Raw genomic sequence first — 13,889 nt, forward strand, 5'->3', positions numbered from 1 at the left:
AGCGGAGCATATGCCCTAATCGGATACCAGCCGGTTTGGAGGTTATTAGGCATACCGACAGCAGCAGCGGGATCGTCGGCCAGGGCGGCAACGTCAACGCCAGAACCGTGACACCGCCGTAGAGCGCTGCCTTCTCCGCTACCGATTTTTGCCGCCAGGGACTTCGCCATGCGACAGTGTCGATTCCTGCTGCACTCGAGGCCATTGCGCTCCCTTCGGCGGGGACACCCCCGTCCCATGTCAATCTTCAGGCTCTGCGGCGGCCGCCGGGACCGGCGTCGTCGAACGCGATCCTGACTCGGCTCGTCGCCGCTGCCAAAGTGCGCCCAGAGCGAATCCAAACACTCCTGCACCGAGCGCGGCCTGCAATGCAAAGAGACCCGATTCGATCTCTCCTGATGTCGGTGTGAAGACCGGTGCGAACCAGGGACGGTATTCGGGGTTGTTTTCTTCGATGTACTCCGTAGCGGCTGTGTCGCTGCCGACGAAGCTCGAGTCCGCTGCTTGATCCCGGTTCATCCATATCGATGCGTAGAATATTACAGCGATCGCGATTACCAATGATGCGCTCGTGAGTGCAGACTTATGACGCGACATAGCTATCCTCCGTCCGGGCCTCTGCTCCGCGCCGGGCACGACGTGTCAGCACTCTCAGGCTTGCAAGCTCCGGACCGGCGATGTGGCGCAGCGTGCGGAATACCAGAACTCCGAGCAGTCCCTCGATGACAGCGAGCGGAATCTGCGTGATCGCGAATACCGAGAGGAACTTCACCAGCGAGCCCAGGATCCCGCTTGTCGCATCGGGGAATGCTACTGCCAACTGGACCGAGGTCGTGCAATAGGTGGCGAGATCGGCGCAGAACATCGCGGCGAATATGCCCACAGCTACTGGCGCGTTGAGTAATCGTAGCCCTCGCCAGGCGGCGTACCCCACCCATGGACCGACGATCGCCATGGAGAAGGCATTAGCTCCGAGGGTTGTAAGGCCACCATGCGCTAGAAGAAGTGCCTGAAAGAGAAGGACTACGGTCCCCAGAAAAGCCATCACCGGAGGGCGGAACAGCACTGCTCCGAGACCGGTCCCGGTTGGATGACTCGAGGTACCTGTCACCGACGGCAGTTTGATCGCCGATAGTACGAATGTGAATGCTCCTGCAGCGCCCAATAGCAGTCGCGTCTCAGGTCGTTCACGTACCTGGCGCACCACCGCGGTCGCGCCATGAACAACGAAGGGCGCGGCCGCCACCGTCCAGGCCGCCGCTTGAAGTGGCGGTAAGAATCCTTCTGCGATATGCATACTGGCAAGCTCCTTTCCAGCGGAATCTGAGAACTCGCGCTCCCAAGAGGCCGACCAGGGGGCGAACGGCGCTAAACGTGGACTGTCCGATTGAACGTCTACAACCTTGCGAATCTATGACCGCCGCTGCTCGGTGTGGGGCTGTTCCTGCGTCGGCGTCGATCGTGCATCAGTGGCAAACCCCTTCCCATGCCTCGGTTCGTGCCACCGCCACGTAGGCGGCTCGTAGTTCATACCTGCACATCCCTTGAGACAGACCGCCGTACGGAGCCGACTCGCCCGTCCGTCGCCGGTGGTACACGCACGGCTGTGAGGTTGTGTGCTCTCAGGGTAGACCAGATACTGTCATTGTGAAGTAGATTTTCGTAAGATTCTTGTAACGCGCCGAACAGGCAGGGTCGTGCGAGTCCTCCCCCGACGGTAGCCCGACATGGGTCCCAGGCCCGAAGGCGTGCACAGCGAACATTAGTTACAGAACGCAATTTTCAGAGAGATGAACCCGTACGACCAGCTGACTGAATGTGGGTTTGGCACGGACACGGAGAATCGTGCTGTGGTTGCCCAGCTGGTGCACCTCCGGCGGAATTTCCCAAGCCCTAGTGCCGCGCCCGTGAACCTTTGCCCTGTTGGGGTCGACACGCCGCCCGGTTGCGGTGTGTTGACCACGGCGTCGGTCAGCCTGGATAGGTGGCAGAACGAGTACGAGTGCGAGAACTCGACGACGACGAAGGTAAACGGCTGGTCCGGATCATCCGCCGCGGCACCGGATCGGTGGTGACCTGGCGTCGCGCCCAGATGATCCTGCTCTCCGCCCAAGGCATGCCGGTACCTAGGATCGCCGAAGTCAGCTTCACCAGCGCCGACCGGGTTCGCGACGTGATCCACAACTTCAACACCGACGGATTCGACTCGCTCTACCCGAAATACGCCGGCGGCCGACCGAAGAAGTTCACCCTGCCCGAACGCCGCGAGATCAAGAAGATCGCCAAGTCCACCCCCGTCGAGCACGATCTGCCGTTCTCGACCTGGAGCCTGACCAAACTCGCCGAGTTCCTGGTCGCCGAGGGGGTCGACGACATCAGCCACGAGGGTCTGCGCGTGCTGCTCCGAGAGGAGGGTGTCTCGTTTCAAAAGTGAAGACGTGGAAACGGTCCAAGGACCCGGACTACGCGGCCAAGAAGGCTCGCGTCGAGCACCTGTACGCCATCGCTGATGGCGAGGTCGTGCCCGATCCCGATGAGCCACAGGCGATCTTCTGCCTCGACGAGTTCGGGCCCTTGAACTTGCAGCCACATCCGGGCCGGCAGTGGGCCGAGCGTGGCGGCAAGCACAAGGACCCGGACCGCGAGCCGCGCCGTCGGCGGCGGGCGACCTACACCCGACCGCACGGAGTGCGTCATTTGTTCGCCGCGTACGACCTGGGCAAGGACAGGCTGTACGGGCACGTCAAGACGACGAAGAACCGCACGAAGTTCCTCGAGTTCTGCCGGTATCTGCGCGGCCTGTACCCGGCCGAGGTCCGGCTCGCGATCGTGTGCGACAACTTCTCACCCCATCTGACCACGCGCAAGTGCCGGCGGGTCGCCGAGTGGGCCCGGGCGAACAACGTCGAGTTCGCGTACACCCCGACGAACAGTTCGTGGTTGAACCGCATCGAGGCGCAGTTCACCGCGTTGCGGTATTTCGCGCTCGACGGCACCGATCACGGTAGTCATCGGGAGCAGTCGTCGATGATTCGGCGCTACATCATCTGGCGGAACAAGCACGCCGAGGATCGGCGGCTGCGCGAGATCATCGACAGGGCAAACGTTGCGTGATGCGGCACTAGGTGTCTCCAGGCTTCACGTGCGGCTACGTTACCGAGCGCAGAGTCACTGGCCGACGGGAATGCCCGTGAACGTCGATTCCCCGTGAGACCGATAACGACGTGACCCGCCGGCCCTGGGGCGAGGCCCTCTTTGGCCCCTATCCGGCGCGCACCTGCACGATCTACGGCTTCGACACACTCGCCCGACCGCTCGCTCAAGAGATCCCAGGCTTCACAGCAGGTTGGGACCGTGCGGCCGATCGGTCCGCCGTTTCGAACGACACGAATGTGCGGTTCTCCCCCTCCATGACTTGGTTGAGGCCGTCGATCGCGCACACGTTAACCGTCGCGAAACACCCGGTCATGGACAGAGCAATGTGAACGGGTTCATACTCCAGGGAGCATGTTGCCTAGATCCCCGCAAGGAGACCGCTGTGCCCCTTGGCCGACTGAACCTGGGCTTGGTGCTACCTCAGAGTGGACCGTCCGGCATTTTCGGTCCGTCATGCCAGGCGAGCGCCGAGTACGCCATCGATGAGCTCAACGCGGGCGGCGGAATCCTGGGCCGAGAGGTTACGCCGGTCTTCGTTGACGGGGGCGCGGACCCGTCCGCCGTAGCAGCATGCATCGCCGACCAGACGAAACGTCGGGAATTGGACGCCGTAGTCGGGTGGCACACGTCTGCTGTTCGTCGACGCATCGTGAGCGCCATCGGCGGACGTATTCCGTATGTCTACACCGCAGTCTACGAGGGCGGCGAGAACTCCGACGGCGTGTTCATGACGGGAGAGGTACCGACGAATCAGATTCTTCCTGCCCTGGAATGGATGACTGAGATCGGCGTGCGTAAGTGGTATGTCATTGGCAGTGACTACGTTTGGCCTCGAAAGACTGTCTCGGTCATTCGCGAATTCCTGGCGTCGAACCAGCGACCGAGTCGAGGCCGCAGCGACGTTCGACTGGCGTCGTGCGAGTTCTTGTCACTAGGCACATCCGACTTCACTTCAACGCTCGAGGCAATTGAGATGTCGGGGCCGATGGCGTTCTCGTCCTCCTCCTCGGCCAGGACGCAGTACAGTTCAACCGGTCTTTTTCACGGAAAGGGCTGCACCGCGACATCGTCAGACTCAGTCCGCTGATGGACGAGAACATGCTGTTGGCAAGCGGCGCACACGCCGCGCACGGACTCTACTCGGTGTCGGGGTTCTTCGAGTGCCTGGTCACCGGGCACAGCATGGATTTCGAATCCAGGTACATCAAGCACTTCGGCCCGACCGCCCCGCCGATCACTTCGCCTGGAGAGTCGTGCTACGAGGGCATTCGACTGTTGGCCACTCTTGCAGACCGGGCCGGCGATCTCGACCCGATGTCTCTGAGCTATCACGCAGACCGTACCCTCGACTACGACAGCCCTAGAGGCCATGTCCGCTTCGACGGTCGCCATCTCGCTCAGGACATGTACATCGCGCGGGCTGACGGAGTAGAGTTCGACATTTTAGCGCAGGTTTCCCATGTGTGAGTTGCGTTGATGCGTTTCGAGCGATGTCGAGGCACACAGATGAAAGTGCGTTACTCGAACCACGTTTCCAATACCGTGCGCAGGACCTGCCGATCGGGAATCGCGAGTTCATCCATGAACTCGTCCTCGACCTGCTGCACGAGTGGGAGCAACCGACTGTGAGCAGAACCGCCGCGCTTCGAAGCATGGACCAGTACTTTCCTGCGATCGGCGTGATCAGGAAGGCGGAACGCCAGCGCCGTGGTGACCAGGCGATCCACATGCTTCGTCGTTGTCGGCGCAGGTGAGCCCAGGAATCGAGCGATCTCGGTCATCGCGATACCATCGTTGCGGACGATGATGTCCAATACGTACCACTGGTCCGCGGTCAACTTCTCTTGATCGACCACGTTATGGATTTTACGACTCAGGGACCGGCTCACGGCTTCCAGGGCGCCTCCGACCAAAGGTGATCGAACGACATTTCCGGATTCAGCCACCGCTTCCGACTCGATCATTCCTGTCCCTCCCCGTCCACGCGCAGTTGATCTTACCTCCTCATCAAGAGGATATCCACTGAACAAATTATTTCAAGTGGAAGTACTTGGAGTCGATCCTACACGTGAGTGGACGATGCCTGGGCGCTAGTCGGATGTGCAACCCACCCACCCCTCCTCCCGCCTACGCCGAAGACCGGAACCGGCGTCGTCCCTGCCTGCCGTCTCTGGCAACTGCTGTGAACGCCCGAGCGGCCCTCACGGCTCTTCAGTTGGCGCGGATCGCCATGGCGGACGTCGCCCACGGCGGGACCTACGCATCCTCGGCCGGAAGGCAGCCGCGGTCACGAACACCTAGCGGCAGTCGAGCACCTGAGACGAAGGCCGCCGGCGTCCTGTCCCGGAAATCCGCAGCCCAGCCGTGACAGCCAACAGTCGTGGCGGTTCCCTCCCCTCCTAGGGGCTTTGACTCGGCGCCAACGCCTGCGAGGGCGCTCGTCGCGGACCACTTGTCGAGGTCGGTGCCGCACGTCACCGAGCGCACCCTTCTTCGTGCTCTGCGCATCGGCCCGGACTGCGACCGCGGCAACACTACGACGTCTGACAATGCTGATCCCCTGCCGCCGCCGTTGGACGACCACGGTTGCTACGAGCATGCGGAGCCAACCATAGGCATCATGCGATCGCCGGAGTCTTCATCCTGTTTTGGGATGCGCAGGATTAACACATCTACACATTGACATCCGTTCCGATGTGAAGTAAAAATTGTCACGTAGGGCGGCAGGCGAAGTCTGCAGCTCGAACATCGAAGGGTGGGAGCCGAGAGATCGGAGACGCAGACACCCGGAGGGAACTTAGCCTCCCGGACCGATGCGTGTCCTGGCAACGCCTCAAGATTCAGCGCAAGCGATTCAATCTTGTTACTTCCAGAACCGAATCACGTCCCCGTAGTGTGCGGGAGAGCGCCCGAACGCAGGGATGGTATCCATGCGCCCCTTCTCTTTTCGAACGAGAACCGGCCGGTACAGTCAATCCGGACACATTGTGACGCCGTTCAATGATTGTTGTGCTGTGAAGGATTCATTCAAGCCAACTGATATCGCCATTCCGTTGCCGGAACATTTGACACCTTCTCCCTACGAGTAGAAGCCAGCTGGACCCTCTTTGAGCCCAGCTCCGATGAAAGGAATGAGGAAATGGATGGTATCCACGACACAGGCGGCATGACCGGATACGGACCGGTCCCCTATCAGAAGGACGAGCCCTTCTTCCACTACGAGTGGGAGGGTCGAACCCTGTCGATTCTGACCTGGATGCATCTCAAGGGCATGTCGTGGTGGGACAAGTCGCGGTTCTTCCGGGAGTCGATGGGGAACGAAAACTACGTCAACGAGATTCGCAACTCGTACTACACCCACTGGCTGAGTGCGGCGGAACGTATCCTCGTCGCCGACAAGATCATCACCGAAGAAGAGCGAAAGCACCGCGTGCAGGAGATCCTCGAGGGTCGGTACACGGACAGGAACCCGTCGCGGAAGTTCGATCCGGCCGAGATCGAGAAGGCGATCGAGAGGCTTCACGAGCCCCACTCCCTAGTGCTTCCAGGAGCGGAGCCGAGTTTCTCCCTGGGTGACAAGGTCAAAGTGAAGAACATGAACCCGCTGGGACACACACGGTGCCCGAAATATGTGCGGAACAGAATCGGGGAAATCGTCACCTCCCACGGGTGCCAGATCTATCCCGAGAGCAGCTCCGCCGGCCTCGGCGACGATCCCCGCCCGCTCTACACGGTCGCGTTTTCCGCCCAGGAACTGTGGGGCGACGACGGAAACGGGAAAGACGTAGTGTGCGTCGATCTCTGGGAACCGTACCTGATCTCTGCGTGAAAGGAATACGATAGTGAGCGAGCACGTCAATAAGTACACGGAGTACGAGGCACGTACCAAGGCAATCGAAACCTTGCTGTACGAGCGAGGGCTCATCACGCCCGCCGCGGTCGACCGAGTCGTTTCGTACTACGAGAACGAGATCGGCCCGATGGGCGGTGCCAAGGTCGTGGCCAAGTCCTGGGTGGACCCTGAGTACCGCAAGTGGCTCGAAGAAGACGCGACGGCCGCGATGGCGTCATTGGGCTATGCCGGCGAGCAGGCACACCAGATCTCGGCCGTCTTCAACGACTCCCAAACACATCACGTAGTGGTGTGCACTCTGTGTTCGTGCTATCCGTGGCCGGTGCTTGGCCTCCCGCCCGCCTGGTACAAGAGCATGGAGTACCGGTCCCGAGTGGTAGCAGACCCTCGTGGAGTACTCAAGCGCGATTTCGGGTTCGACATCCCCGATGAGGTGGAGGTCAGGGTTTGGGACAGCAGCTCCGAAATCCGCTACATCGTCATCCCGGAACGGCCGGCCGGCACCGACGGTTGGTCCGAGGACGAGCTGGCGAAGCTGGTGAGTCGGGACTCGATGATCGGTGTCAGTAATGCGCTCACACCGCAGGAAGTGATCGTATGAGTGAAGACACACTCACTGATCGGCTCCCGGCGACTGGGACCGCCGCACCGCCCCGCGACAATGGCGAGCTTGTATTCACCGAGCCTTGGGAAGCAACGGCATTCGGGGTCGCCATCGCGCTTTCGGATCAGAAGTCGTACGAATGGGAGTTCTTCCGGCAGCGTCTCATTCACTCGATCGCTGAGGCCAACGGTTGCGAGGCATACTACGAGAGCTGGACAAAGGCGCTCGAGGCCAGCGTGGTCGATTCGGGGCTGATCAGCGAAGATGAGATCCGCGAGCGCATGGAATCGATGGCCATCATCGACTGACATTCCCAGCGTTTCCATCCAGCAGCAGTGCGGGCGTACCCCGACGGGTCTGAGCCGACGGGGTACGCCCGCACGTCATGACGGTGGTTCCAAATTTGGCTCGGTGAGTACTGAACTCGCGGAAGGTAACGCGGTGACGCTGTAGGCGTTTATGGCAAGTGGGACTCCGGTGCACCGAGCCTGAGGTGTTCGATATGGTATACCGCTTCGTCCAACAACGACGCGACATGCGAGTCGTAGAGGCTGTACACCACGCTACGGCCACTGCGTTCGCCGATCACCAACCGCAGCGCTCGCAACAGGCGGAGCTGGTGAGAAACCGCAGGTTGTTCCATACCGACAGCCTCGGCGAGCTCGGTGACTCCGCATGGTCCTTGCCGCAACCTGGCCAGCATCAACAGTCGATTCGGTGACGCCAATGCCTGCAAAGTCTCCGCGACTGTTGCCGCCGCAGCCGGGTCCAAAGCGACCACCGGGGTCGCTGAACGAACCCGCATACCGTGTCCCATGCACCAATTCAATCACACCTCTACACATATAAATCTCAACACTCTTGCATGCGTTGGCTTCAAACTCCTTCCTGCCGCAATGCCGGTGGATAGGCCCCTGGCGGATCGACACCGATAGGCGCAGCGCGCCTGCCCGCCAACCTGAACGTGAATAACGGCAGTACGCACCCAGCCTGCAGGAACAGGCACCCGCCACCAGTTTTCGCGCGGTGACCACGCAACCCTGCTCGGAAACGAAGGAGAACACGTGTCTAACCGCTCGCCCCGCCCAGAACGAGAGAACCGGATCAACCATTTTCACCCGGTAGAAGATCAAGATTGTCTAACCGATACCGACCTCGCAACTGTCATCAGAACCCTCACCGGTGAAGCTGCATTCCGTCCTCGCGACCGAAAAGACAAGTGATATCTGCGTCTTCATCCATCCTGGCCTCGCCGTGCCCGGTCCGTGGCATCGGCACCCGGAACCGCCTCTGACGGGCAGTCAGGGGCGATATCAGTGGGTGTCAAGTCCCGAGTTTTGTTGAGGCTGAGCGTGTGTTCAATTCTCAGGCCGCGGAGGCGGCCGGCGTTTGCGCGTAGTAGGCGGCCTCGATCTCGGCCGGAGTGCGATAGTCGAGCATGCCGTGGACCCGTTCGGTATTGAACCAATGCGCCCATTGCGCGGTGGCCGCTTCGACGTCCTCCCGGCGGCCCAGGGACCGTCGAGGAAGATCAACTCGGCCTTGAACGCCGCGCTGACGACCTCGATGACCACCCTTTCCGAACAGCTCCGCAAGACCCTGACCTGGGACCGGGGGAAGGAACTGTCCGGTCATGCCCAGTTCGCCCTCGATACCGGCACGAGAGTGTTCTTCGCCGACCCGCACTCACCCTGGCAACGGCCGACGAACGAGAACGCGAATGGTCTGTTGCGCCAGTACTTCCCGAAGGGAACCGATCTGTCCCGCTGAACCGCCGAGGACGGAATGTGTCAAGCAGTTTGAGTCCAGTGGGTGTCAGGCGGCTGCCGTTTCGTCCTCCACTGTGGTCTCGGGATGGTCGGCTGGCCGGTTGATGTAGACGGTGTCGGGTAGGTCGAGGATCTTCGGCGCCGCCGCGGTGCCGAAGCGGTGTGGATGCTGGGCGCGGGCGGTATCGAGTACCCGCCGGCGTTCTGCGGACTTGCCGGCGGCCAGGCCGAAGTGGACGTCGGCGGGCGTGTGCAACCCGATTCCGGTGTGGCGGTGCTCGTGGTTGTACCAGTCGGTGAACTCGATCATGAATTCCCTTGCTTGACTGAGGGATCCGAACCGTTCGGGGAAACGATGCCCGTACTTGAGGGTTTTGAACATCGATTCGGAGTACGGGTTGTCGTTCGAGACCCGCGGCCGCGAATGCGAACGGGTGACCTCGAGATCAGCCAGCAACGTGGCGACGGACTTGCTGGTCATCGACGTACCACGGTCAGCGTGCACGACCTGCGGAATCCCGTGTACGGCGAAGATCTGCTCCATCAACTCCCGCGCCAGCAGACCCGATTCGTGAGCGTGAACATGGACTCCGACGATGTACCGCGAGTAGATGTCGATCATCACGTACGCATCGAAGTAGCGGCCCTTCTCCGGCCCGGCAAGCTTCGTGATGTCCCACGAGTACACCTGCCGCGGCGCGGTCGCGACCAACTCCGGGCAGGTCCTCGCCGGATGCCTCGCGAGCCGGCGACGCTCGCTGACCTGCGCATTCTCGCGCAACACGCGGTACATCGTGGACACCGAACACAGGTAGATGCCCTCGTCGAGCAGTTGCGCATACACCTCGAGCGGAGCCTGATCGACGAACCGATCACTATTGAGCACATCGAGGATCTGCTGCCGCTCGAGGGCGGTGAGTTTGTTCGCCGGCTCGGTCGCGGGCCCGTGGGCGACGTCGAGTGTCGGCGCGGAGGCTGCGGTGCGCCGCCGGACTGCGGTCGAACGCACCACACCGGTCAGCGTGCTGGCCGTCCTCGTCGACACCCCAGCTTCGGCCAGCTCGGTCCACGCTACGGTCAGCGCTTGTTCGGCTTGTCGTCGAAATCCGCTCTCTCGGAGAGAGATTCCAAGAGAGCGTGAGCTTTTCCCATGATGTCCAGTGCGGCCTCGGTGGTGGTCAGTCTCTTGTTTGCGCGGGCGAGCTCCTGCTTGAGTCGGGCGATCTCGGCCTGCTCGGCGGTGAGTTTGCCGATCTTCGTGCCGGGTTGCTTGCCGTCGAGCACGCCGGCGTCGCGTTGTTTGCGCCACTCGCTGATCAGCGACGAGTACAGGCCTTCACGGCGCAGGTATGCCCCGCCTTCGTTCGTCTCGCAGGCCTGTTCGTACGCGTCCAGGTGGGAGAGCTTGTCGGCGGGGCTGAACACGCGCCGGCGGGGTCCGTCGGCTCGGGGGTGAGTGGAGACCATGCGGTCATTGTCCTCGACCGCTGTAGGGGTGGACATCGTCATCGTTGGGTTGATCCGTATCTCGCCCTGCAGGCGGGGTTGCTGTGAACCAGTGGACTCAACTCATGCTGACACGCAGGGTTTCGCCGGGGCTGGTGACGAGCAGTATGCCGGTTTTCGCGCTGACTCGAATGTCCTCGATACCGACGATCTCGCCGACTTCTTCGCGGATCGACATCTCGCAGTGGCTGCAGGTCATCCCTGTCACCCGGTACTCGTTCTCGGTCATGGTCTCCTCCTCATTTATACCCCTCCGGGGTACCTACAGATCCAAGGTATACCCCCGGGGCGTATATACTGGAGGGTGGGTGCCGGTACCGGATGCGAGTCCTGGCCCGAGGCGGGTGTCAGAGCGAGGGTGAACGGCCGACCTTCGTGCGCACCACTTCGATCACTTGCTGTTCGACGGATACCGCACTGTCGCGACCCCCGAAAGTCCACATTTCGAGATCTTCGGCGTACTCCGGCGGGCGAGGAGTCGCGCGCCGGAGCACGCTTCTGGTCAGTTGGTGGTGGAAGCGGGCTCCTCCAAGCGCAGGGTGTCCTCGCGCGCGGGGGCCTTCATCGTGACGAGCGCGGCGATTGCGCCGAGGAGTGCGATTGCGATTGCGCCCGCGCCCAGGAATGCTGCGGAAAAGCCGTCGGTGAGCGCCGGCAGGTCACCGAGCCGGTCAGCGCCGTAGGCTGCGGCCACCGCCGTTGTCGCTGCGAGCCCGAGTGCCGAGCCCACCTGGTCGGCCATCCCGGCGACGGTGACGTCGAATATGTCGGTGCCGTCCCGTAGGGCGTTCAGCGCCTGTCGTGCCTGTTCCTGCTCCCACGGCACCGGGGTGGTCGATCGCGGACGCGACCCGCCTTTGCCGGGAGCGTGATCGATCCGCAGGGCCGATCACCTACATGTGCTTAAGTGCGCACATATGCGCTATGGTGGGTGGGTAGCCCCACGGTGCAGGAGGTCCTCGGGTGCTCGAAATTCTGCGGAACCGAACGTTCCGACGTCTGTTCGCTGCGCAGGTCGTCGCCCTGGTCGGCACCGGCCTGCTGACCGTGGCGCTCGGACTGTTGGCGTACGACCTGGCGGCGCACGAGCCGGCGTGGTGCTGGGAACGGCGTTGGCCCTCAAGATGGTCGCCTACGTGCTGGTGGCACCGGTGATCTCGGCGGTGACCGATCGGGTGCCGCGGCGGGCGCTGTTGGTGGGGGCGGACGTGGTGCGGGCGGCCATCGCGCCGATGCTGCCGTTCGTGGATCAGCCGTGGCAGATCTATGTGCTGATCTTCGCGCTGCAGTCGGCGTCGGCGACGTTCACCCCGGCATTCCAGTCGGTGATCCCCTCGGTGCTGGTCGACGAGGAGGACTACACCCGCGGATTGTCACTCTCGCGGCTGGCCTACGATCTCGAATCGCTGCTGAGCCCGGTCCTGGCGGCCGCGCTGCTGGTAGTGATGACATACAACTACCTGTTCCTCGGCACCATGGTCGGGTTCGTGATCTCGGCGTCGCTGGTGGTGGCCACGGCGCTTCCGGTGATCGCTCCGGCGGATCGTTCGGTGCCACTGGTGCACCGGATCACGCTCGGCTCCCGGGTGATGTCTGCCCGGCCGACGCTGCGCGGACTGCTCGCCCTGAACCTGGTGGTCGCGTCGGCGACCGGCCTGGTGCTGGTCAACACCGTCGTCTACGTCCACGACCTCCTGGGCGATTCGAACACCGGGGTCGCGGTCGCGCTCGGCCTCTACGGCGCAGGTTCGATGCTGGTGGCGCTCACGTTGCCGCGGATGCTCGACCGGATCCCGGACCGGCGGGTGATGCTCACCGGAGCCGTCCTCGTGCCGATCGGGCTGGCGGCCACCGCGGCGCTGCTGGTGGCCGATCCCGGCCGCAGTATCGGATGGGTCGCACTCGCCGTGATCTGGCTGGCGTTGGGTGCGGGCACCTCCCTGATCAACACCCCCTCCGCCCGGCTGCTGCGCTCTGCCTCCGAGCCGGCGAATCGGGCCGCGGTGTTCACCGCCCAGTTCTCCCTCTCACATGCCTGTTTCTTCGTCACCTACACGATCGCCGGCTGGGTCGGGGCCACGGCAGGACAGCCGAGCGCGGCGGTCCTGCTCACCGTGCTCGCTACACTCGCAGGACTGGTTGCCGGGCGGGTCTGGCCGACGCAGCCCCGACAGATCGAAGCGGTGCCGGCAGAAAGGGTGTGAGCGATGAAGCCGGTCCCCGACTCGGCGCACGAGCCGGCAAGCCTGACCCACCCGGTCACGCCCGATCCGCAGCGGCTCGACGCGGCGACGTCCACGTTCCGGATGCTCGCCGACCCCACCCGCCTGTACATCCTGTGGCTGCTCACCCAGGGCGAGGCCGACGTCACCGCCCTGACCGAAGCGTGTGCGGCCTCCCGCACCGCCGTCAGCCAGCATCTGGCCAAGCTGCGCTTCACCGGACTGGTCGAGACCCGCAAGGACGGCCGCCACGTCGTCTACCGCATCCGCGACGGTCACCTCGCCCGCCTGGTCCGCGAGGGAATGAACCACGCCGACCACGTCGTCACCGGCGAGCCCCCGCACGAATAGACCCCGCTCTCATCCGGTCGACTCCGTACCCGGTCCGGTCGGCGCTGCGGTCGGCGCCCCTACCTCTTCCCGCTCGTGCCACCCCACGGGGCCACCGTCGAGGTACCTGCGCACGCGCAGTGTTGCAGCCACGGGCGCATCGGCTCCGGAGGTGGAGATGCGGCCCAAGCGAAACCTCGTGACACTGGCGGGGCTCATGGTCGCCCTGGCCGGCGGATGCTCGTCTACCCCGTCCTCCGAGTCCCTGCAGACGGGCGATTTGCCGCTGCGGCAGGTCGCGCAGGTGCAGTTGACCGGCGGACCGGTGCGGTTCGACTACACCAGCCTCGATGCCGGACGCGGACTGCTGTTCCTCGCCCACATGGGCGCCGGTGAGATCATCGAGGTCGACGTGCACACTCACCAGGTCGTCCGCACCCTCGCCGATG

At 63.0% G+C, this 13,889-nt stretch carries 9 protein-coding genes and 6 pseudogenes; 8 read left to right on the top strand and 7 right to left on the bottom strand.

Annotated features, from left to right (window positions below; translation table 11 throughout):
* Positions 1-240: 240 nt before the first annotated feature.
* Together LZP97_RS26090 and LZP97_RS26095 are read right to left on the bottom strand one after the other, a co-directional pair.
* A complete protein-coding gene (locus LZP97_RS26090; protein WP_075288616.1) occupies positions 241-597 on the bottom strand; it encodes an energy-coupling factor ABC transporter substrate-binding protein in 357 nt (118 codons plus the stop codon).
* Entirely contained in the window at positions 584-1,297 is a 714-nt protein-coding gene (locus LZP97_RS26095; protein WP_185712642.1) for an energy-coupling factor ABC transporter permease, read from the bottom strand. Before LZP97_RS26095 ends, LZP97_RS26090 begins: the two co-directional genes overlap by 14 nt.
* A gap of 687 nt (positions 1,298-1,984) precedes the next feature.
* On the opposite strand from LZP97_RS26095, the pseudogene LZP97_RS26100 reads away from it, so the two are divergent.
* Positions 1,985-3,114 (top strand): annotated as a pseudogene (locus tag LZP97_RS26100) (IS630 family transposase).
* 454 nt (positions 3,115-3,568) lie between these two features.
* A pseudogene (locus LZP97_RS26105) lies at positions 3,569-4,623 on the top strand (substrate-binding domain-containing protein).
* A gap of 50 nt (positions 4,624-4,673) precedes the next feature.
* Here LZP97_RS26105 and LZP97_RS26110 read toward each other — a convergent pair.
* Positions 4,674-5,120, bottom strand: coding sequence for a MarR family transcriptional regulator (locus tag LZP97_RS26110; RefSeq protein ID WP_234575176.1), 447 nt, complete (start codon positions 5,118-5,120; stop codon positions 4,674-4,676).
* A gap of 1,175 nt (positions 5,121-6,295) precedes the next feature.
* Here LZP97_RS26110 and nthB point away from each other — a divergent pair.
* The 3 genes from nthB to LZP97_RS26125 are packed head-to-tail and all read left to right on the top strand — an operon-like array spanning position 6,296 to position 7,921.
* Positions 6,296-6,985 carry a nitrile hydratase subunit beta gene (gene nthB / locus LZP97_RS26115; RefSeq protein ID WP_185712640.1) on the top strand — a complete coding sequence of 230 codons (690 nt, stop codon included), beginning with the start codon at positions 6,296-6,298 and terminating at the stop codon, positions 6,983-6,985.
* Between the two features lie 13 nt (positions 6,986-6,998).
* Positions 6,999-7,610: a nitrile hydratase subunit alpha gene (gene nthA / locus LZP97_RS26120; protein ID WP_006940500.1), complete on the top strand. Its 612-nt coding sequence runs from the start codon at positions 6,999-7,001 to the stop codon at positions 7,608-7,610.
* On the top strand, positions 7,607-7,921 hold the full coding sequence (locus tag LZP97_RS26125) for a nitrile hydratase accessory protein (protein ID WP_044476167.1): 315 nt from the start codon (positions 7,607-7,609) through the stop codon (positions 7,919-7,921). The genes nthA and LZP97_RS26125 overlap by 4 nt, the downstream gene beginning before the upstream one ends.
* 149 nt (positions 7,922-8,070) lie before the next feature.
* Here LZP97_RS26125 and LZP97_RS26130 read toward each other — a convergent pair whose 3' ends face one another.
* The gene (locus tag LZP97_RS26130) at positions 8,071-8,430 is read right to left on the bottom strand and encodes an ArsR/SmtB family transcription factor (protein WP_185712639.1); all 360 of its coding nucleotides are present in this window, start codon (positions 8,428-8,430) and stop codon (positions 8,071-8,073) included.
* A gap of 722 nt (positions 8,431-9,152) precedes the next feature.
* On the opposite strand from LZP97_RS26130, the pseudogene LZP97_RS26135 reads away from it, so the two are divergent.
* Positions 9,153-9,380: pseudogene (locus LZP97_RS26135) on the top strand (IS30 family transposase); the annotation flags it as partial.
* Positions 9,381-9,428: 48 nt separating this feature from the next.
* Here the strand turns inward: LZP97_RS26135 and LZP97_RS26140 are convergent.
* The 3 genes and pseudogenes from LZP97_RS26140 to LZP97_RS26150 all read right to left on the bottom strand — a co-directional run.
* Positions 9,429-10,849 (bottom strand): IS3 family transposase gene (locus LZP97_RS26140; protein WP_234575247.1). Its coding sequence is split into 2 segments (ribosomal slippage): positions 9,429-10,486 and positions 10,486-10,849, totalling 1,422 coding nucleotides; the frame shifts between segments, so codons are not numbered across the junction.
* Between the two features lie 124 nt (positions 10,850-10,973).
* A pseudogene (locus LZP97_RS26145) lies at positions 10,974-11,117 on the bottom strand (heavy-metal-associated domain-containing protein); the annotation flags it as partial.
* Positions 11,118-11,390: 273 nt separating this feature from the next.
* Positions 11,391-11,621, bottom strand: a pseudogene (locus LZP97_RS26150) (hypothetical protein); the annotation flags it as partial.
* 230 nt (positions 11,622-11,851) lie between these two features.
* Here LZP97_RS26150 and LZP97_RS26155 point away from each other — a divergent pair.
* Both LZP97_RS26155 and LZP97_RS26160 read left to right on the top strand, forming a co-directional pair.
* Positions 11,852-13,092 (top strand): annotated as a pseudogene (locus LZP97_RS26155) (MFS transporter).
* 3 nt (positions 13,093-13,095) lie between these two features.
* Positions 13,096-13,461, top strand: a complete 366-nt coding sequence (locus LZP97_RS26160; protein ID WP_185712635.1) for an ArsR/SmtB family transcription factor — start codon at positions 13,096-13,098, stop codon at positions 13,459-13,461.
* The last annotated feature ends 428 nt before the right edge of the window (positions 13,462-13,889 follow it).

This window comes from Rhodococcus sp. DMF-1 (assembly GCF_021441945.1).
Classification (GTDB): Bacteria; Actinomycetota; Actinomycetes; order Mycobacteriales; family Mycobacteriaceae; genus Rhodococcus; species Rhodococcus ruber.

What these genes read in the sequence shown, in the direction of transcription:
- LZP97_RS26095 (WP_185712642.1), bottom strand. Translation starts at nt 1,297, where the DNA reads ATGCATATCGCAGAAGGATTCTTACCGCCACTTCAAGCGGCGGCCTGG.
- LZP97_RS26125 (WP_044476167.1), top strand. Translation starts at nt 7,607, where the DNA reads ATGAGTGAAGACACACTCACTGATCGGCTCCCGGCGACTGGGACCGCC.
- LZP97_RS26160 (WP_185712635.1), top strand. Translation starts at nt 13,096, where the DNA reads ATGAAGCCGGTCCCCGACTCGGCGCACGAGCCGGCAAGCCTGACCCAC.
- LZP97_RS26110 (WP_234575176.1), bottom strand. Translation starts at nt 5,120, where the DNA reads ATGATCGAGTCGGAAGCGGTGGCTGAATCCGGAAATGTCGTTCGATCA.
- nthB (WP_185712640.1), top strand. Translation starts at nt 6,296, where the DNA reads ATGGATGGTATCCACGACACAGGCGGCATGACCGGATACGGACCGGTC.
- LZP97_RS26090 (WP_075288616.1), bottom strand. Translation starts at nt 597, where the DNA reads ATGTCGCGTCATAAGTCTGCACTCACGAGCGCATCATTGGTAATCGCG.
- LZP97_RS26130 (WP_185712639.1), bottom strand. Translation starts at nt 8,430, where the DNA reads ATGGGACACGGTATGCGGGTTCGTTCAGCGACCCCGGTGGTCGCTTTG.